Consider the following 20,898-nt stretch of genomic DNA (forward strand, 5'->3'; position numbering starts at 1 on the left):
CACTAACTAGAATATTTAATGGATAATCCTCAAAAGTTTTCAAACAGTAAAGAAGTCATCAATTTTTTAAGCGAATCATTTCCAGCATGCTTTAGCGTGACCGGTGATGCAAAACCATTAAAAATTGGAATTTTCCAAGATTTAGCTGAACGCTTAAAAGAAGAAGAGCGTGTCAGTAAAACTTTATTACGTTCATCTCTTAGACACTATACAAATAGCTGGCGTTATTTGCATAGCGTGAAAGAGGGCGCGTTCAGAGTCGATTTGGATGGGAAGGACGATGCACCTATCGAAAAAGAACACGCTGATCATGCTCAAACTCAACTAGAAGAGAGCAAGGCTAAAGTGGCAGAAAAGCGCAAAGCGCAGAATGCCGCCGCCAAGCCAAGCGCAAAGAAAAGTTACAAATCTAAGTCGGTGCCTGCATTTAAATCCTCGCCCAAGGGAACTAATCAGGATAATGTGAAGCCAAAAGCTAAGTTGCCACCACCTGAAAAACTCTCAGCTGAGCAAATTGTTGCGGGTACTTCAGTTACCGTCAAAATAGGTAAGTCACCTATGCCTGCTACAATTACTGATGTCAGCAAAGATGGCGTTCAAGTTCAACTTGATACAGGTATGGTGGTTAAGGTTCAAGTAGATAACTTGAGGTTGGCCCGTTCTAAGAGGTAGTTTAATGATCAATTCAATTCGCGTTACCGCTGTTTCAGCCCTTTTTGCGTTCAGCACAGTAGCCCTTGCTGTTAACCATGCAGAAAGCGTCGACGAAATTCCTGTTCTTAAACAGGAGTCGCAACATGCGGTGTCGGTGAAGCGCATTTCGTCTAATTTTTTACGTTCGCATTATAAGTCGATTACGTTAGATGATGCGTTATCAGAGAAAGTATACGATCGCTATATGCGTTCTCTGGATAGTAACCGAAACGTGTTTTTGGACGCTGATGTGCAAAAATTTAAAACTGAGCAAGATCATTTTGATGAAGCTATCGAAATGGGTGACTTAGATATTGCCTATCAGATTTTCCAGTTAAACATGCAACGTCGAATTGAACGATATGAATACGCTTTAACCTTATTGGATAAAGAGTTTGATTTTGAAAAAGCAGGTGACACCTTCACGTTCGATCGCGAAGATGCAGCTTGGCCTAAAAATACCGCTGAGCTCGATGAGCTATGGCGTCAACGCGTTAAATATGATGCGTTGAACCTAAAATTAGCCGATAAAGAATGGCCTAAAATACAAGAGTTACTCACCAAGCGTTACGAACGCGCGATTAAGCGTTTAAAGCAAACAACCAGTGAAGACGTATTTCAAACATTGATGAACTCGTTTGCGCGCAGTATTGAAGCGCATACCAGTTATTTATCTCCGCGCAATGCCGAACGTTTCCAAATGGAAATGAACTTGTCGTTTGAAGGTATCGGTGCTGTTTTACTCAGTGAAGATGATTTCACTACTATTCGCAGTGTGGTACCGGGCGGCCCAGCTGATCTTTCGAAAAAGATAAAACCAGAAGATAAAATTGTCGGCGTTGCCCAAGATGACGATGATTTTGTTGACGTAATTGGTTGGCGTTTAGATGAAGTGGTTGAGCTTATTAAAGGTCCCAAGGGCAGTGTGGTGCGCTTACAGATTCAAAAAGGTGATTCTGAAAGTACCGTGCCTGAAGTGGTTAGTTTGACCCGAGACAAGATAAAGTTAGAAGACAGAGCGGCTAAATCTGAAGTGTACGTACCTGAGAGTGGTCCACACCAAGGTGAAAAGCTTGGAGTGATTACCATTCCTTCGTTTTACAACAAGTTAAGTAATGATGTTCGTAAAGAATTAGAAAGCTTAAAAGAACAAAAAGTGGAAGGCGTCATTGTTGATTTACGTGGTAACGGCGGCGGTTCATTAACTGAAGCAACATTACTGTCTGGTTTGTTTATTGATAAAGGCCCAGTGGTTCAGATCCGTGATGGAGCAGGGCGTATCCGCGTAGAACAGGACGTGGATGGCGTAACTTATTACGACGGTCCCTTAACTGTGTTGGTTGACCGATACAGCGCTTCGGCCTCTGAAATTTTTGCCGCAGCGATGCAAGATTATAGTCGTGCATTGATCTTAGGTGAGCAAACGTTTGGCAAAGGCACTGTACAACAACATCGTGGTTTAGGTCGAATATACGATTTATATGAAAACCCATTGGGCAGTGTGCAGTTTACGATTGCTAAGTTCTATCGTATCGATGGTGGCAGTACCCAGCATCAAGGTGTGGTCCCAGATGTTTTATTTCCTTCAGCTATCGATCCTAAAGATTGGGGCGAAAGCCAAGAAGAAAATGCACTTCCGTGGGACAGCATAAAACGAGCGACGTATTCGACTTTCGGTGATACGTCACAAGCGGCAAAACAACTCAGCGAATTGCATGAGAAGCGGGTTAAATCGGACCCTGAGTTTGGCTATATTTTTGAAGATATCGCACAGTACAAGAGCAAGGAAAACGATAAAACGCTTTCGCTAGTGGAATCCGTGCGCATTAAAGAGCGTGAAGAACGTGACGCTAAACGTTTGAAACGTGCCAATGAGCGTCTCGCTCGCCAAGGACTCGAGGCCGTCAAAAGTATTGATGACCTACCAGAAGATCAACCTGAAATTGATCCTTTTTTAGACGAGGCCGCGAATATAACCTACGATTTGTTAGGTACGGGTAAGTACGCAATTCACTCCAAATAACATTGATTACGCAAAAAAGGGCTGGATATAATCTAGCCCTTTTTTGTTGATAAGACTTTTCTAATAGCGTGGTGCTGTTCAAACCGATAAACTAACTAAATATAAGATGCATCAACCTACTCAAAAAGGATTCTCAATTCTGAGAGTTGATGAAATAACAAACCTCATAAAAACTAAAATAAAGATAAAGGTGATTGATGAGTGCACGCGGAGAGTTTTCGTCTCGAATTGGTTTTGTATTGGCCGCAGCAGGGTCAGCGGTTGGGCTTGGTAATATATGGGGCTTTCCTACCCAGGTAGCCAGTAATGGTGGCGCAGCATTTGTGCTGGTTTATGTTTTATTGGCGTTCGTATTAGCCTATCCGGTATTAATGGCCGAATTAATTATTGGCCGTGCAACGCGGGCCAATATGGTGGATGCTTTAGGCAAAATATCCAATAGTAATTTAGGTCGTGCCACGGGTGTGTGGGGGTTTGTCACTGTTTCTATGATTCTGGCGTTTTATGCGATTGTTGCCGGTTGGATGATCAGTTATTTCTTTGAGTCTTTTACCCAAATCATTGGCTGGGACAGCGCTTCTCAATGGCTTACCGGTTCATCCATGTTACGCAGCCTCCTTTTTTGTGGTGTATTTATCGCGCTTACCGCGTCCATCGTGGTGGGTGGCGTAAGCAACGGTATAGAACGTTGGTCTGTGCGCTTAATGCCTACCTTGATACTCATCATTTTATTACTCATCGGTTATGTTGCCACGTTAGATGGCGCGCTAGCGGGCTGGAAAGCCTATTTGGTACCTGATTTTAGTGCTATCTGGGATGCTGGTTTACTGATCAGTGCTATGGGGCAGGCGTTTTTCTCGATGTCGTTAGGGGTTGGAACCATGTTGGTGTATGGCTCTTACGTCAGTAAAAATGAAAATTTACCAGTATTAGGTGCGTCTGTGGCACTAGTAGATATTGGCGTCGCTATCTTAGCCGGTATGTTAATTATTCCAGCCATGTATGTGGCACTGAATAATGGTGTACAGATATTCTCCGAAAGTGGTCAACTCATTGCTGGAGATAGCCTTATTTTCACAGTACTACCTGCATTATTCAACACCATGGGGATGGTGGGGTATGTAGTGGCCTTTGCATTTTTTGCACTTATGGTCATTGCAGCATTAACTTCTTCTATTTCTATGCTAGAAGTACCCGTTGCCTACGTGGTGGAGAGCAAGGGGTTACCGCGCAAAAAAGCGGTTTGGATGCTCGCGCTGATCATTTTCGTGATGAGCAGTATTATTATTGTTAATTTTGAGCAGTTATTTGGTCTGGTTATTTCTATTACTACTGAATATAGTCAACCGCTGCTTGGTTTAGCCCTCAGTATATTTGTCGGTTGGGTATGGAAACGGGATCAAATTCTCGCTGAAATCAAACAAGGTAATGAGCAAGCCGAGCACAGCTTGTTTTGGAAAATTTGGCCTTGGTATCTGAAATTTGTGTGTCCGGTTATTATCTTATTCATGTTCGTCCGTTCACTTAATATTTTGGATATCTAGTCATGGAAAATGCAACGCTAAAACAAAAGAAAGAGCCGACGTTACTGGACGCATTGATCCCATTAGTCGTATTGGTCACCTTATTGAGTACCTCAGTTTATCTGTTTTCTGATAATTCATCGTTTGGACCTAACCAAATAGCCTTACTGTTTTCTATGGGCGTGGCGGCGGTTATTGGTTTAAAAAATGGCTATAGCTGGGCTGAAATCGAAAAAGGCATAGTGAAGGGGATTTCTATATCCCTTGGAGCTATCTTGATTTTGTTGGCGGTTGGGGCACTTATTGGTACATGGATGTTGTCAGGCACAGTACCGACACTGATATATTATGGATTGGAGTTATTGAACCCATCCTTTTTCTACGCGGCGACCTGTTTAATTTGTGCCATTGTGGCTATGAGTATCGGCAGTTCTTGGACAACCGCTGCGACGGTGGGGGTGGCCTTAATGGGCGTCGCATCAGGTATGGGCATGTCAGATGCTATTACTGCCGGAGCGGTTATTTCTGGTGCCTATTTTGGCGACAAGATATCACCTTTATCGGAAACAACTAATCTGGCGCCTGCTGTTGCGGGTACCGAATTATTTGAACATATCCGTTATATGTTATGGACTACCGTGCCAAGTTTTGTCATCGCCTTAATCTTGTTCACCATCATTGGCTTTTCTGGTGCCCAGCAAGATACGTCCAGTAACATTGCGCAAATGCAGACCTTGCTCGCGCAAGAGTTTAATATCAATTGGATTATGCTGGTTCCACTTGTTGCGTTATTAACCTTAGCCATAAAAAAGATGCCAGCGTTTCCAGCGGTTGCCATTGGCGCCTTACTTGGTGGCATTTGGGCAGTGTTGTTCCAGCCTGATGTTATCCAAAACATGCTGGATGATAATCAGCAAGGGTCATTGGGTGTGGTTGCTGTTGTATGGACATCTATGTTCGATGGTGTGGTGTTTAGTACCGCGGATGAAAATCTGAATGCGCTGCTGAGTCGCGGCGGTATGTCGAGTATGCTAAATACTATTTGGTTGATCATTTGTGCTATGAGTTTTGGTGCCGTGTTAGAGCGAACGGGATTATTGAAAGCGATTGTGGCGTTGTTTTTGCGTGGTGCAAAAACAGCTGGCAGCATGATAAGCCGGACTATTTTTACCTGTATTGGCACCAACATCATCACCGCAGATCAATATATTTCGATTGTGATGCCGGGTCGTATGTACAAAGAAGAATATGCCAAACGTGGATTACATCAGTTAAATCTGTCACGCAGTTTAGAGGACGGTGGCACGATTACTTCACCACTTATTCCTTGGAATACCTGTGGTGCATATATGCAAGGTGTGCTGCTGGTTCACCCGTTTGACTATTTTATCTATACGTTTTTCAACTTGATTAACCCAGTTTTAGCGATTATTTACGCTTATCTAGGGGTTAAAATTTTGCGTATTCCTATTCCGGATGTCGCAGTTGAGATCGGTGATGAAGAAATTGCCGCCACACAACCTGCTCAATCGAATAGGTAAAATATCCAAGTGACGTCATTTGAATAGCTCATTAGTGCAATTAGCGCCGGCAGTTAGATTAGATGACGTCATACACACTTTGTAGCTCACATTAAGAGGACTCTATGTCGGTTTTATCTCCAGTTGCGAAAAAACGCAGTGATTATCGCGCCCCCGATTTTTTAATAGACCATGTTGATATGGCATTCCATTTAGACGTAACGCAGACCCGGGTGATCAGTACGTCCCGTTTCACTCGTAATGGGCAACATCAGTCTCCGTTGGTGCTCGATGGTGAAAATCTGCAGCTCATCAGCGTGACTATCAACGGCGAGCCCGTGACGGATTATCATCAGAGTGATGAGCATCTAACCTTAAATATCAACCAAAACGATTTTGAGCTGTGTATTGAAACGCGCATTAATCCCCAGGAGAATAAAACCTTAGAAGGTTTATATTTTTCAGGCGGGGCTTATTGCACCCAGTGTGAAGCTGAGGGCTTTCGTAAAATCACCTATTTTCTCGACCGCCCTGATGTGCTGGCCAAATACGATGTGACGATTTTTGCGGATAAAACACGTTACCCACATATGTTATCCAATGGCAATCAGATCGACAAAGGTGAACTAGACGACGGTCGCCACTGGGTCAAATGGCAAGATCCATTCAAGAAACCCAGTTATTTGTTTGCTTTGGTCGCAGGGAATTTTGATTTACTTACCGACCGTTTTGTCACGCAAAGTGGGCGCAGTGTTGCCCTTGAATTGTACGTTGATAAAGGTGCCCTTGATAAAGGACATCACGCATTAGCCTCGCTAAAAAAAGCCATGGCATGGGATGAGCAGGTTTTTGGCCTAGAATACGATCTCGACATTTATATGATTGTTGCGGTGGACTTTTTCAACATGGGGGCCATGGAAAACAAGGGCCTGAACGTTTTTAATAGCAAATTTGTGTTAGCCGATGCGGAATCAGCCACGGATGATGACTTTTTCAATATTGAAGCTGTGATAGGGCACGAGTATTTTCATAACTGGACGGGCAACCGGGTGACTTGCCGAGATTGGTTTCAGCTTAGTTTGAAAGAAGGCTTAACGGTTTTTCGTGATCAGCAATTTAGTGCAGATATGTCGTCGCCTGTGTTCAATCGGATTAAAAATGTACAAATAATTAGGGAGCATCAGTTCGCTGAAGATGCCAGCGCTATGGCCCATCCTATTCGTCCAGAAGAAGTAATAGAAATGAACAATTTCTATACCGTTACCGTGTACGATAAAGGTGCAGAAGTCATTCGCATGATGCATACCTTGCTCGGCGCCGCTGGATTCAGGCAAGGTATGGATTTATACTTTTCGCGTTTCGACGGACAAGCCGTTACCTGTGATGATTTTGTGCAAGCTATGCAGGATGCGACACAAGTTGATTTAAGCCAATTTAGACGTTGGTATAGTCAGTCAGGGACGCCTAAAGTTAAGGTAACCGACAGTTTTGATGCAAAAACAGGTGTTTACCACATTGATTTTACTCAGAATACACCGCCTACCGCAGATCAAAAAGTTAAACAGAACTTACATATTCCATTTAAGTTCGAATTGTTAGATGAGAAAGGCAACAGTATTTCTGATGATTCGGTGCCAGAACTCAGTGCTAAAATGATTGAGTTGACATCCCGCGTCCATCGGATCACGGTTACGGGTTTGCAGGCGAAGCCAACACCCTCGTTACTGCATGACTTTAGTGCGCCAATCAAAGTTGATTATGCTTATAGCCATCAGCAACTCAGTAACATCATTCTATATTCAGGTGATGACTTTGCTCGTTGGGATGCCAGCCAACGTTTATACAGCCGCTGCATCCATAATTTAGCAATCTCGCCAGATACACCGGACGACGAATTACTCGATAGCATGCTTCAAGCTGTGCAGGGGATATTCGACATTGCTGACGTGAATCCAGCACTGGCCGGGGCAATGTTGAGTCTTCCAAGTTTTGAAACTCTGAGCCAGCAAGTGGATGAGATCCAAGTTGAGGCGCTCTACCATGCCCAGCGCAGTGTGCGCAATTTAATTGCGACTACGTTATCGGACCAATGGTCGACGCTTTACCATAAACAAGCCGTTGTACCTTATCGTTATGTTGCTGATGATGTAGATAGTCGTCGGTTGCGTAATTTAAGTTTGAGCTATTTGGTGCAAGCGGGTGCACCGCAATCTAGCGATATATTGTTAGCGCAGTTTGCCCAAGCAGACAATATGACTGATTGCTTGGGTGTATTAAAAGCGGCTCAATTTGGTGAGCTTAAGCAATTTGACCAATTGATGGAACAGTTTGAGACCCGCTGGCGTCATGATCCTTTAGTGCTTGATAAGTGGTTTGCTTTACATGCCAATATGGAGCGCAGTGACATACTTGTGCGCTTGCCCTTATTGTTAAGTCATGACAAATTTAGCTTAGATAATCCTAACCGAGTGCGTTCTGTATTAGGCAGCTTTGCATTTTATAATGTGCTGGGTTTTCATGCTGTTGACGGTAGCGGCTATAAATTTTTAGCTGACTACATACTTAAACTTAATAGCGTCAATCCACAAGTGGCGGCACGTATTATTACGCCGTTAACGCAATGGCAGAAATTTGATGAAAAGCGCCGAGAACTGATGCGCTATCAATTAGCACGTATTGCGGATTGCCAAGATTTGAGTAAAGATTTAATTGAAAAAGTCAGCAAGAGTCTTAATTACACGTCACACTAATGCAAACTTTATATTTCCGTTTAGCGCTCAGTTATGAGCGCTGTGAACCCCTTTACCTCACTAGTACGCAAACCGTTATCGTCCTCGCCGATAACGGTAAACGCGTGCAGTTACCCGCTAAAAATCTACGTCCTTTTATTCAACATAACGGAATACACGGCCGTTTCCGGTTGATCATCACTGATACTAATAAGATTAGTCGTTTAGAAAAAATAGTCTGAACGGGTTATTTTTTATACTGGCCTTTTCTCAAGTCACTGAAAGTAAACGATTTGTATCCAAGAATACTGGTACGATTTGTACTTGCTATCGGCGCGGTTTGATGTAATCATTTTGTAAAATTTGAGTGGTTTAATTGAATGGTATGTTAGTGCATGTTGCTAACTTCAAGGGAGGTAAGGATGAATCGTGAAGTCTTCGGATTTAAAAAGTCGCCTATAGCATTAGGCATAGTGGGGCTTATGGGCGCAGCATTGATGTCAGCGCAAGCCGCCAGTTGGAGTTATGGCGATTGGTCTGTGACCTTTGACTCAAATTTTTCTTTTGGCACCAGTATTCGTGTCGAAGAGCGCGACTTCTCGCGTGTAGGTAACAGTAACGGTGTGCAATTTGATTGGTCGGGTTACAACCCAGCGACGAATCCAATCTATAGTTCTGCTGATGTATGGGAATTAGGTACAGGCGGTTATTCAACTAACGGCGACCTTAGTACGCTGAACTATGAAAAAGGCAATCCTTTTTCAACGTTATTCAAAGGTGTGCATGAGTTAGACATTCAATATAAAAACATGGGCGTATTCATGCGCGGCATGTATTTTTATGATTTTGAAATGAAAGACAGCTCACGTGATTGGCAAAATCCGATTACTGGTACCACGCAAGACCCTTGCGCATCGTCAACCGCCAGTGATGAGTTATGTTCAGATGTACGTTTATTAGATGCGTATTTTTACACTGACTTCTATCTTGGCGATATGCCAGTTACGTTCCGCGTGGGTAACCAAGTGGTCAGTTGGGGTGAAAGCACGTTTATCCAGCATGGTATTAACTCAACTAACCCGGTGGATGTATCCCGTGCTCAGGCACCAGGAGCAGAGCTCAAAGAAGTCTTTATTCCTGTGGGTATGGTGTTCGCACAATTTGGATTGACCGAAAACCTCAGTTTATCCATGTACTACCAATACGAGTGGGAACGTAGCCGTTTACCACAAGCGGGCAGCTATTTCTCGACCAATGACTTTGCCGGTGAAGGTGGTCAAGCGCAAAATATTCAATTGGGCTTCAGTGGTAATCCTGATATCGATTTAGACTTCTTGTTAAGCAATTTAAATGGGTTAGGAGACGCACTAAGAGCTGGGGCTGATGGTTCGCTTATTGGGCAAGCTTATTTAGCCTACCCAACCAAAGTAGCAGTACGGGGTTTCAGTGATCGTGCTCATACTGATGCCGACGACCAAGGTCAATACGGTATTAAGATTGGTTATTATGCCGAAGACTTAAATGAAACTGAATTTAACTTTTATCTGATTAACTATCATAGCCAGCGACCGCTAATCGCAGGTTTAACGTCTGATTTCACTGCACAGAGTATTGGTGCTGATTTGGCTATGTTAGCCACTACTGAAATCACTAAAGAAAACGTAACCGATCTTAAAGCCTTTACAAAAACAGGGTTTGTGTATCCTGAAGATCTAAAGCTTTATGGATTTAGCTTCAATACCAATGTGGGTACAACGGCACTTGCGGGTGAAATAGCCTATCGTGTTGATGAGCCATTACAATTAGACGATGTTGAATTGTTGTATGCAGCCATGCCACAACAGTTAGCTATTGCCGGGTTACGTCCTGATTTAGCGGGAATTTCTCAGCTTGACGGCTACCAAGGTTTTACCACAGGTCCAGGTGAAACGGCCAAGGGTTATCTGGAGTCGGACACGTTACAAATGCAAGTCACGGCCACTCATATTTTTGGCCCTGCACTGGGCACAGATAATTTAGTGGTGTTAGGTGAAGTCGGGTATGTGAGTATTCAAGACTTCCCTGATCCAAGTGTAATCCGCTTGAATGGTCCAGGTTCGGTGCGTACGCCGTCTCTAGAACCAACGGCAGATGGCAATACTCGTGAAGGTTTACATGTTGGGCTATCTAATGGTCCTGAAACAAACCCATTCCCGACGTCTAGTGCATGGGGATATCGCTTGCTGGCTAATGCGTCATTCAACAACGTTTTCGCTGGTATCAATTTACAAGCTAGAGCAACGTTTGCTCATGATGTAAATGGTATTACCCCGGATCCTTTGTTCTTATTTATTGAAGATAGAAAATCAGCCAGTGCTTCTTTGACATTTGATTACCTAAGCAAATGGTCGGCTACGGCATCGTACAATACGTTCTGGGGTGGCCAAGGCACAACTAATGCCCTTTCAGACCGTGATTTCGTTTCTTTTAACATCAAGTATTCTATCTAAGGAGCCATATTATGATTAGAAAATTTGCTCTCATCGCGTCTGCAATGGCGTTAACATTCAATTCCGGCTTGATACAAGCCAAAGTATCCGAAGCTGAAGCGGCTAAATTAGGCGCTGAACTGACGCCCGTTGGCGCAGTGAAAGCGGGAAATGCAGACGGTAGTATACCTGCATGGACTGGCGGCATAACTGAAGTTCCAGCAGGTTATAAAGTCGGAGACCATCATCCTGATCCGTTTGCCGATGATAAAGTGCTGTTTAATATTACGGCTAAAAACTACCAAGAGTACGCAGAGTTTTTAACTGATGGGCAAAAAGAGCTGTTTAAAGCTTACCCTGATACGTACAAAATGCCGATATACCAAACTCGTCGTTCAGCTTCATTACCACAGTTCGTCTACGATGAAACTGCGAAAAATGCGGTGATGGCTGAGTTAGTGCAAGATGGCAATGGCGTTAAAAATGCGGCTATTGGTATTCCATTTCCTATTCCACAGAATGGGGTAGAAACTATTTGGAACCACATATTACGTTATCGCGGTGAAAGCGTTAAACGTTATGCGGGTCAAGCAGCGCCTACGGCTTCTGGTGATTATAACGTAATCGGTTTTGAAGAAGAGTTGATGCAGAAGTATTCAGCTAAAGATGCAACCCGTGAAAAACTACTTGAAGAAAATGTCATTTCTAAATTCAAGCAGAGTGTTACGTCACCTGCGCGCTTAGCAGGCACAGCTTTGTTGGTGCATGAAACGATGGACCAAATACGCGAACCTCGTCAAGCATGGACTTACAATACCGGTCAACGCCGTGTTCGTCGTGCTCCGAATGTTGCTTACGATGCCCCAGGTACAGCGTCTGATGGTTTACGTACCTCAGATGATTTTGACATGTTCAATGGTGCCCCAGATCGTTATAACTGGGAGCTAAAAGGCAAAAAAGAATTGTATGTGGCCTACAACAACTACCACCTACACAGCGATAAAGTGAAATATGAAGATATTCTTCAACCTGGTCACATCAACCCAGACTTAACGCGCTTTGAAAAGCATCGTGTATGGGTAGTAGAAGCAACGCTTAAGCCTGAATTCCGTCATATCTATCAAAAACGCGTATTTTTTATAGATGAAGATAGCTGGCAAATTCAAGTTGCGGATATGTACGACAATCGCAACGAATTGTACCGAGTAGGTATCTCTCATGGTATTAATTATTATGAAGTACCCACACAATGGTCAACGCTAGATGTTTATCATGACTTGAACTCTCGTCGTTACTTAGCGTTAGGACTAGATAACGAAGAGAAAATGTACGAGTTTAATGCAGATTTAAAAGATCGCGAATTTACCCCCGAGGCGATGCGCCGAGCCGGTAGACGCTAATCGAGTAAAAAAACGGTTGGCCATTGCCAACCGTTTTCATTTTGATGGAACCCAATTACTATGAAATTATCCCTTGCAAGTGCAGTGATTGCCGTTTTACTTGCACCCTTATCCACTGTTCAAGCCGCCCAGAACAGTTTTCAAGCCCCGTTAGTTGATCAGTCTTTATTACTTGATATTACCCAAAGTGGAGAGCAACTTATTGCTGTCGGTGAGCGGGGGCATATTATTCGCTCAACTGACGGACAAAAATGGCAGCAAGTTGATGTGCCTTCAACGTCAACATTAACGGGTGTGTATTTCGTTGGTCAACAAGGTTGGGCTGTGGGTCACGATTTTGTTATTTTACATACTGCAAACAATGGCCTTGATTGGGAAGTACAATACTATGCCCCTGAACAAGAACGACCATTATTAGATGTTGCGTTTTTTAATAAAAATGAAGGTATCGCGATTGGCGCTTATGGGGCGTTTCTGCGCACGGTCGATGGTGGAAAAACCTGGCAGAGCGAATTACATGCAGAGTTTGTAAACCAAGACGATCAAGATTATCTGAATGAACTTCGTCTGGAAGATGAGGCGTTTTATAAAGAAGAACTCGCCGCAATATTACCGCATTTAAACAGCGTATCCATTTCAGGTAATGACATTTATTTAGCCGGTGAAGCAGGTTTACTGGCGATGAGTTCCGATAAAGGTCGTACATGGAAACGCATGGACATCGATTATCACGGCTCTTTTTTCAATATTGTAAAAGCGCAATCCGGTGATTTAATTGCGACTGGCCTTCGCGGCAATGTGTTTATCTTTAATAATGACGAGCAAGAATGGAAAGCATTGGATGCCGGCAGCAAAGCATCTATGAATGCAGTTGTTTCTGTGGACGCATCGCGAACCGTTTTGTTGGGCAATAATGGCGCAGTGGTAACCGTTCAAGGTGATGATGTCAGCTATGAACAGCAAAGCGATGGGCAAACTCTTATTAATGGAGTGTTTTATAACAATCAAATTATCGCAGTGTCGGTTGACGGCATTAAACATTTGCAGCAAGCACGGTAGCCGTTCATGAGTAATATAATTAAATTTTTAGAATCCTTGATTTTCAAAAACCGCATCGCTGTCTTATTGGTATTTTTAACGGCAACAGTCTTTTTAGGTTATCAATCGTCACAACTTCGTTTAGATGCGGGATTTACCAAGAATATTCCCCTCAATCATGAGTACATGCAGAATTATATGAAGCATGTGAATGATTTTGGTGGTGCGAACAGCATTTTGGTTTCGGTGTGTGATACACACGGTGATATTTTCAATCAAAACTTCTTTGATACATTAAAAGATGTTCATGACCAATTGTTCTTTATCAATGGTGTTGACCGTTCATTGGTTAAATCATTATTTTCATCATCCACACGTTTTACTGAGATAGTAGAAGGGGGCTTTGCCGGTGGGCCAGTTATACCTGCCGATTTCAATTCTTCTGAGCAACGGGGTTTAGACAAGGTTTCGTCCAACATTGAAAAGGCGGGCATTGTCGGTAGTTTAGTCTCTGACGATTATCAATGCGCCATGGTCAACGCCAAACTATTGGACTTAGATCCAGAGACTGGTGAAAAGCTTGATACGTTAGCCCTTGCTGATGAACTTGAAACTCAACTTCGCGTGCAATTTGAAACTGACGATATCAGCATTCATATCATTGGCTTCGCAAAAATGATTGGCGATGTTGCTGACGGCGCCAAAGATGTTTTAGTCTTCTTCGCCATTGCTATCGCGATAACAGCAGTATTGGTCTATTTCTTCTGTAAATCCCTGATGCTAACGCTTTTGCCCCTGTTATGTTCGATCATTGCCGTTATCTGGCAAATGGGATTGTTAACATTACTTGGTTTTGGTTTAGACCCTATGTCTATTCTGGTGCCGTTCTTAGTGTTCGCCATTGGCATTAGCCATGGTGTGCAAATGATAAACTCCGTGGGCAAAGAGGTCACCAAAGGCAGCACGTCTTTTAACGCTGCCAAAATGGCCTTTACGACTTTGTTAATTCCCGGTGGTGTTGCCTTATTATCTGACACCATAGGTTTTATGACCCTACTGGTGATCGATATTGGCATCATCCGAGAACTAGCGATTACAGCCAGTATGGGTGTGGCAGTGATCATTCTGACCAACTTATTGTTACTGCCTGTTTTAATGTCGTTTGTTAAATTTAACGATAAATACAAACAAAAGTTCGCTGGTAAAGAAAATCGTGCCGATAAGTTTTGGGATTGGATTGCAGCATGCTCTAGCCCAAAAGTTGCAATCGTTATTTTAGTCGTAACAGCTGTATTGTTTGGTTTCGGTTGGGTGCAGGCACAGAAAATGAAAATTGGCGATTTGCACGCAGGTGCACCCGCGCTTCATGAGTCCTCTCGCTATAACCAAGATACGTTTTTGATTACAGATAAATACGAGATCAGTACCGACTATATGTCAATCCTAGTCGAGACGACCAAAGATGCTTGTACCTCTTATGATGTGATGAATTCGATTGATGAATTGCAGTGGCGCATGGCAAACATTGAAGGTGTGCAATCTGCGGTAAGTTTAGCGTCCGTGGCTAAAATTATTAATGCTGGTTACAACGAAGGTAATGCTAAGTGGCGAGTGTTGCCTAGAAACCAACAAACGTTAGTACAAGATATCGCTCGGGTCGATACCTCTTCTGGTTTATTAAACGGTGACTGTTCTGTGATGCCTATCATCTTGTTTATGAAGGATCACAAAGCTGAGACGATTAATCGCGTGGTAGAAGCGGTAAAAGAATATCGTGTAGATTTTGAAACACCTGAGTTGCAGTTTAAACTTGCGTCAGGGCCTATTGGTGTGATGGCGGCTCAAAATGAAGCCGTAGATGAATCGCAAAATCCGATGATGTTGTATGTGTTTGGGGCGGTGATTTTATTATGTCTCATCAGCTTTAAGTCATTGCGCGCTACATTGGCTGTGGTTATTCCTTTATATGTGGTATCTGTGTTGGCCCAAGCGCTAATGACGTACTTGCAAATTGGTTTAACGGTTTCGACTTTGCCTGTTATTGCACTCGGTGTTGGTATTGGTGTTGATTATGGTATTTATATTTTGTCTACCATGAATCATAAACTGAAAGCGGGTATGGCAGTACGCCAAGCATACTTCGAAGCGCTAAAAGAGCGAGGAAGTGCCGTATTGTTTACCGGTGCTACGTTAGCCGTTGGTGTGAGCACATGGGTATTTTCATCACTGAAGTTCCAAATGGATATGGGGATTTTATTAACCTTCATGTTTATAGTGAACATGATGGGAGCCATTATAGTGTTACCAGCTTTGGCGAGTGTATTCTGGCGTAAGCAAAAATAATTCCGCATAATTATTTAAAATTTTGCATAAAAAAGGCCGTATGGCCTTTTTTTATGTGCGAAATTCAGATAACTATTTCAAATGTAAATTTGGCGTAAATTTAGGGCTTTTAATGGTCGTCTATTTTAGCGAGAATAGTCCTACATAGACGAAAAACTGTATATATGTCAGCCTATTGTCTAATCTCATTATTTATCGTCGACGGTACTGGCATTGTAACAAATTGTTAATGCGTCGATTCAATACCACTGTTACTTCCAAAAGAGTAAGGAATAGGTAAACACATGACGGTTGCAACACACCAGCATTCAGTTTTGTTAGAAAACGTAGTCAAACTTATTGAGAAAAAGGTAGATAAATCCCAAGTAGACTTGGTCAAAAATTTTTCTCGTATTTTGTTCAACAATATTTCAACAGAGGACCTCGATAATCGCAGTGATAGTGATTTGTACGGAGCAACCCTCAGCCTGTGGAATAAGTTTTTAAACTTTGATGCCAGTAAGCCAATTATCCGTGTATTTAATCCAGAGGTAGGTAAACATGGTTGGCAGTCAACCCACACCATAGTTGAAATTTTAGTTGAGGATATGCCATTTCTTGTTGACTCGGTGCGCATGGCATTAAATCGTGTTGGGGTAACCGCGCATTTATTACTGCACAGTCCGATTGCGTTGCAACGTGACGAGCAGCATAAATTCAACGGGTTTGTGGAGGCGAAAAAGAACGTAAAAAATGCGACTAAGGAAACGATTTTCTTAATCGAAGTAGACCGTCAAACGACGAAGAAGACGTTGGACAGTCTGGCTAGCGAATTAATGTCAGTGGTGAACGAAGTATCATTAGCCGTGCAGGATTGGAGTGCGATGAGTGACAAACTCAACGACATTATTAAGGGGTTTCCAGATAATCCGTCACCTGCATCAGCAGCGCAAAAAGCACAAACGATTAAATTTTTAACTTGGTTAAACGATCATAACTTTACCATTATGGGCTATCGCTCTTATAGCGCTAAGGCAGTCAAAGGTGACTATCGATGGTTGGCTGATAATGACTCCAGCCTAGGTTTAATGAAGAACTCGGCCAGCGAACGTGAACGGGTGTTGTCAAATATTCCAGGCTCTGCCCGTGAAGAAGCATTAAGTAACCATCCTCTGTTGTTAACTAAAACCAATAGTCGCTCTCGGGTGCATCGCCCAGCGTATTTAGATTACATCGGCATCAAACGTTTTGATGAGCAGGGGAATGTCGTTGGTGAGGAGCGTTTTATCGGTCTTTATTCCGCGTCTTTTTATAATAGTAGTGCTACGCAAGTGCCTGTCTTGCAGACTAAAATTGACAGCATTTGTCAAAAATCCGGTTTTGAAAAAGACTCTCACGGTTATAAAGCGTTTTTGAATATTATTGAAACTTATCCTAGGGATGAGTTGTTGCAAGGCAGCGAAGATGAGTTAGCGCAAATTGCATTGGGTATTTTTCAAATGCAAGAACGTGGAATTTCACGCTTATTTGTACGTAAAGATGTTTTTGGACGTTTCATTTCTTGCATGGTTTACGTGCCTCGAGAGCGTTACAACACGCAATTGCGTAAAGATACCCAAGCATTACTGCAAAAATCGTTTAATAGCCAAGAGGACGTGGAGTTTACGACTTACTTCTCAGAATCAGTGTATGCCAGAACCCAGTATATTGTCAGAGTGAAAGACAACAATTCGGAATATAACGTGAAGGAAATTGAAAAGAATATTATCGAACTGACTAAAAGTTGGAATGATAAATTAACGGCGACAATTCGAGCGACCTATGGCGAAGCCGCTGGTAAGGTGCTTGAGAAAAAATACGAAGATGCTTTTCCACCAAGTTATAAAGAACAAAACTTACCCAGTGCTGCCTTAGTTGATTTGGAAAAAATTGAGTTACTCAGCGCTGAACATACTCTAGATATGTTGTTTTATCGGCCTCAAGAAGAAGCGAATGACAGCGAAGTTGTGAAACTAAAATTGTTCCACAAAAATGAGCCGATTCATTTATCTGCTGTATTGCCCATGCTGGAAAATTTTGGTCTTCGCGTGATTGACGAAAGCCCGTATCGGGTTAAATCAAGCAATGGTGACGTCAATTGGATCATGGAATTTTCCATGTTACACAGTACCAGTAATCGCATGGATTTAGAGCGCGCCCAAACACTTTTCCAAGATGCGTTTGCAAAGGTTTGGTCAAATGAATTAGAAGACGATGCCTTTAACCGCTTGGTATTGGGGGCTGGTTTACCAGGTCGAACGGTCACTATTTTGCGTGCTTACGCTAAATATATGCGTCAAATCGGTAGTTCATTCAGTAAAGATTATATTGCTAACACGTTAGCCCATTATCCTGATATCGCTAAGATTTTGGCGTCATTATTTAATCAGCGCTACAATCCAAAAGTACGCCGCTCGGCCAAGCGTGAAGACACATTATTAAATGAAGTGAAAAAGCATCTGGATAACGTGTCGAATCTCGATGACGACCGTATTATCCGTCGCTACTTGGATCTTATCTTAGCAACCACTCGTACTAATTTTTATCAAAGTGACGCCCAAGGCAATGAGAAATCATATGCATCGTTTAAAATGTTGCCTGAGCTTATTCCTGATATGCCATTGCCGCGGCCAAAATTTGAGATTTTTGTTTATTCACCGCGCATAGAAGGGGTGCATCTTCGCGGCGGCAAAGTTGCGAGAGGTGGCTTACGCTGGTCAGATAGACAAGAAGATTTCCGTACCGAAATTCTGGGTTTGGTCAAAGCACAACAAGTTAAAAACACCGTTATTGTGCCTGTCGGCGCTAAAGGCGGATTTGTGTGTAAGAATTTGCCAGTTAACCAAGGCCGGGAAGCTTTTCAAAAAGAAGGCCAAGCTTGCTATAAAATTTTTATCCGCAGCTTGCTCGACATCACTGACAATATAGTGGATGGAAAAATTGTATATCCTCGTGATGTTGTGCGTCTTGACGAAGATGATGCGTATTTAGTTGTGGCGGCCGACAAAGGCACCGCTACGTTTTCCGATATCGCAAATGGTATCTCTGAAGAATTTAATTTCTGGTTAGGCGATGCGTTTGCCTCTGGCGGCAGTATTGGTTACGACCACAAGAAAATGGGCATTACTGCTCGAGGTGGTTGGGAGTCGGTGAAACGTCATTTCCGTGAAATGGGCGTGGATTGTCAAACAACTGATTTTACCTGTGTGGCAGTGGGCGATATGGCCGGTGATGTATTTGGTAACGGTATGTTGTTATCCCAGCATACTAAGTTGATTTGTGCGTTTAACCACCTACATATTTTCTTTGACCCAGCGCCTGACGTGCAAGCCAGTTATGCCGAACGTAAACGTTTGTTCGATAATCCTTCTCTAGGTTGGAACGACTATGACAAATCGCTGATATCTAGCGGCGGTGATATCTTTAGCCGTGCGTCTAAGTCAATTAAGTTAACGCTCGAAATGAAAAAATGGCTGGGCACAAAACAGCTCACCATGACACCAAACGAGTTGATCCATAATGTATTGCAGATGGAAGTCGATTTACTTTGGAACGGCGGTATCGGTACGTATGTGAAAAGTACCAAAGAAAGCCATTCGCAAGTCGGGGATCGCGCAAATGATGATACCCGTGTAAATGGTTCACAAGTGAAAGCCAAAATTATTGGCGAAGGGGGAAATTTAGGTTTAACCCAGCTTGGACGAATTGAGTTTGCCCGCAATGGCGGGCGAGTGAACACCGACTTTATAGATAATGTGGGTGGCGTTGACTGTTCAGATAACGAAGTAAACATTAAGATCTTACTCAACGCCTTGGTCAGTGCTGGTGATTTAACCCTCAAGCAACGCAATAATTTGCTATTTGAAATGACCGACGATGTGGGCGATTTAGTGATCCAAGATTGTTATCGCCAAACAGAATCGATTTCGATTACACAACTAAGCGGCGGCAGTCAGTTAAAAGAGCAATTGCGCTTTATCCATAATTTGGAAAAAGAAGGTAACTTAAATCGAGAACTGGAATTTATTCCAACTGACGATGAGATTTCTGACCGTTTAGCTGTGTCACAAGGTCTGACTCGTCCTGAATTATCTGTGCTTATCGCGTACGGAAAAATGATGTTGAAAGAACGTTTTAACATACCTGAGCTGACTGATAATCCTTATCATCGAAAATTACTCGTGAGTGCTTTTCCGGAAGTGCTGCAAAAACGTTACGCCGAGCAAATGGAACAACATCCATTGCGCAGCGAAATTATTGCCACTAAGTTGACCAATAACTTGATCAATGACATGGGTATGAATTTTGTCTTTCGTATGCAAGAAGAAACAGGGGCGACGATTGATGAGATAGCCAATGCTTATTGTGTTGTCAAAGGCATATTCGGCATGGAAGGTCTTTGGGCTGAAGTTGAAGCATTGGACAATAAAGTCAGTGCCCAAACGCAACTTTCAATGTTAGAAAGTATGCGCCGTACTTTACGCAGAGCTTCGCGTTGGTATTTACGTCACGGCGTAAAATCCATGGGAATTCAAGACGCCATCGACAGCTATGCCTCAACCTTTGCTGATTTGTTTAAAAACCTTAAAGACTATCTTGTTGAAGGTGAATACAAAGAACTTGAAGCAAATTGTGCACGCCTTAAGAAAGATGGTGTGCCTGAGGATATTGCCTACAAGGTCGCCAGCTTAAGTAATTTGTTCCCGTGCTTAGACTTAGCACAAATTGCTAAGGCAGAAGGACGCAGTATTAAATTGGTTGCCAGTTTATACTTCCGACTTGGTTCGCGTCTTGAGTTGCACTGGTTCTTAGAACAGATAAACAATCAGACGGTTTCTAATCACTGGCAAGCACTTGCGCGCGCTTCATATCGTGAAGAACTTGATTGGCAACAAAGGGCATTAGCAATCGTATTGCTGACTGGCGCACCAAAAAGTGACGATGCTGAAATGATTCTTGGTACATGGATGGAACATAATCAGGCTCTATTAGAGCGCTGGTATAGTATGATGTCAGAATTCAAAACCAGTAGTACTCATGAATTTGCGAAGTTTTCAGTCGCATTACGTGAATTAATGTTGCTTAGCATAAACGCTAACGCTTAATATTAAACGTACCGTCTTAATGCCCTGGTGATCAACTG

11 protein-coding genes are annotated in these 20,898 nt (G+C 42.8%); all 11 read left to right on the forward strand.

The features are described 5' to 3' along the window. Window positions 1-18: 18 nt before the first annotated feature. Window positions 19-672, forward strand: coding sequence for an RNA chaperone ProQ (gene proQ / locus GPLA_RS08870; RefSeq protein WP_007104545.1), 654 nt, complete (start codon window positions 19-21; stop codon window positions 670-672). 4 nt (window positions 673-676) lie between these two features. Then, the gene (gene prc / locus GPLA_RS08875; RefSeq protein WP_007104546.1) at window positions 677-2,716 is read left to right on the forward strand and encodes a carboxy terminal-processing peptidase; all 2,040 of its coding nucleotides are present in this window, start codon (window positions 677-679) and stop codon (window positions 2,714-2,716) included. 197 nt (window positions 2,717-2,913) lie between these two features. Continuing rightward, complete coding sequence (locus GPLA_RS08880; RefSeq protein WP_007104547.1) at window positions 2,914-4,260, forward strand: sodium-dependent transporter; 1,347 nt, start codon at window positions 2,914-2,916, stop codon at window positions 4,258-4,260. A 2-nt stretch (window positions 4,261-4,262) separates the two neighbouring features. Further along, entirely contained in the window at window positions 4,263-5,780 is a 1,518-nt protein-coding gene (gene nhaC / locus GPLA_RS08885) for a Na+/H+ antiporter NhaC (protein WP_007104548.1), read from the forward strand. A gap of 104 nt (window positions 5,781-5,884) precedes the next feature. Further along, window positions 5,885-8,509: an aminopeptidase N gene (pepN, locus tag GPLA_RS08890; protein WP_007104549.1), complete on the forward strand. Its 2,625-nt coding sequence runs from the start codon at window positions 5,885-5,887 to the stop codon at window positions 8,507-8,509. Continuing rightward, entirely contained in the window at window positions 8,509-8,730 is a 222-nt protein-coding gene (locus tag GPLA_RS08895) for a DUF2835 family protein (RefSeq protein WP_007104550.1), read from the forward strand. The genes pepN and GPLA_RS08895 overlap by 1 nt, the downstream gene beginning before the upstream one ends. Window positions 8,731-8,910: 180 nt before the next feature. Then, window positions 8,911-10,977, forward strand: coding sequence for a DUF1302 domain-containing protein (locus GPLA_RS08900; RefSeq protein ID WP_007104551.1), 2,067 nt, complete (start codon window positions 8,911-8,913; stop codon window positions 10,975-10,977). 11 nt (window positions 10,978-10,988) lie between these two features. Next, complete coding sequence (locus GPLA_RS08905) at window positions 10,989-12,356, forward strand: DUF1329 domain-containing protein (RefSeq protein WP_007104552.1); 1,368 nt, start codon at window positions 10,989-10,991, stop codon at window positions 12,354-12,356. Window positions 12,357-12,416: 60 nt separating this feature from the next. After that, a complete protein-coding gene (locus GPLA_RS08910) occupies window positions 12,417-13,415 on the forward strand; it encodes a YCF48-related protein (RefSeq protein ID WP_007104553.1) in 999 nt (332 codons plus the stop codon). 6 nt (window positions 13,416-13,421) lie between these two features. Then, entirely contained in the window at window positions 13,422-15,737 is a 2,316-nt protein-coding gene (locus tag GPLA_RS08915; protein ID WP_007104554.1) for an efflux RND transporter permease subunit, read from the forward strand. A 284-nt stretch (window positions 15,738-16,021) separates the two neighbouring features. Beyond that, window positions 16,022-20,860: an NAD-glutamate dehydrogenase gene (locus GPLA_RS08920; RefSeq protein ID WP_007104555.1), complete on the forward strand. Its 4,839-nt coding sequence runs from the start codon at window positions 16,022-16,024 to the stop codon at window positions 20,858-20,860. Window positions 20,861-20,898: the final 38 nt, after the last annotated feature.

This window comes from Paraglaciecola polaris LMG 21857 (genome assembly GCF_000315055.1).
Classification (GTDB): Bacteria; Pseudomonadota; Gammaproteobacteria; order Enterobacterales; family Alteromonadaceae; genus Paraglaciecola; species Paraglaciecola polaris.

Bases quoted from the DNA above. Each gene is read 5' to 3' on its own strand.
- proQ (WP_007104545.1), top strand. From the start codon at position 19: ATGGATAATCCTCAAAAGTTTTCAAACAGTAAAGAAGTCATCAATTTT.
- prc (WP_007104546.1), top strand. From the start codon at position 677: ATGATCAATTCAATTCGCGTTACCGCTGTTTCAGCCCTTTTTGCGTTC.
- GPLA_RS08880 (WP_007104547.1), top strand. From the start codon at position 2,914: ATGAGTGCACGCGGAGAGTTTTCGTCTCGAATTGGTTTTGTATTGGCC.
- nhaC (WP_007104548.1), top strand. From the start codon at position 4,263: ATGGAAAATGCAACGCTAAAACAAAAGAAAGAGCCGACGTTACTGGAC.
- pepN (WP_007104549.1), top strand. From the start codon at position 5,885: ATGTCGGTTTTATCTCCAGTTGCGAAAAAACGCAGTGATTATCGCGCC.
- GPLA_RS08895 (WP_007104550.1), top strand. From the start codon at position 8,509: ATGCAAACTTTATATTTCCGTTTAGCGCTCAGTTATGAGCGCTGTGAA.
- GPLA_RS08900 (WP_007104551.1), top strand. From the start codon at position 8,911: ATGAATCGTGAAGTCTTCGGATTTAAAAAGTCGCCTATAGCATTAGGC.
- GPLA_RS08905 (WP_007104552.1), top strand. From the start codon at position 10,989: ATGATTAGAAAATTTGCTCTCATCGCGTCTGCAATGGCGTTAACATTC.
- GPLA_RS08910 (WP_007104553.1), top strand. From the start codon at position 12,417: ATGAAATTATCCCTTGCAAGTGCAGTGATTGCCGTTTTACTTGCACCC.
- GPLA_RS08915 (WP_007104554.1), top strand. From the start codon at position 13,422: ATGAGTAATATAATTAAATTTTTAGAATCCTTGATTTTCAAAAACCGC.
- GPLA_RS08920 (WP_007104555.1), top strand. From the start codon at position 16,022: ATGACGGTTGCAACACACCAGCATTCAGTTTTGTTAGAAAACGTAGTC.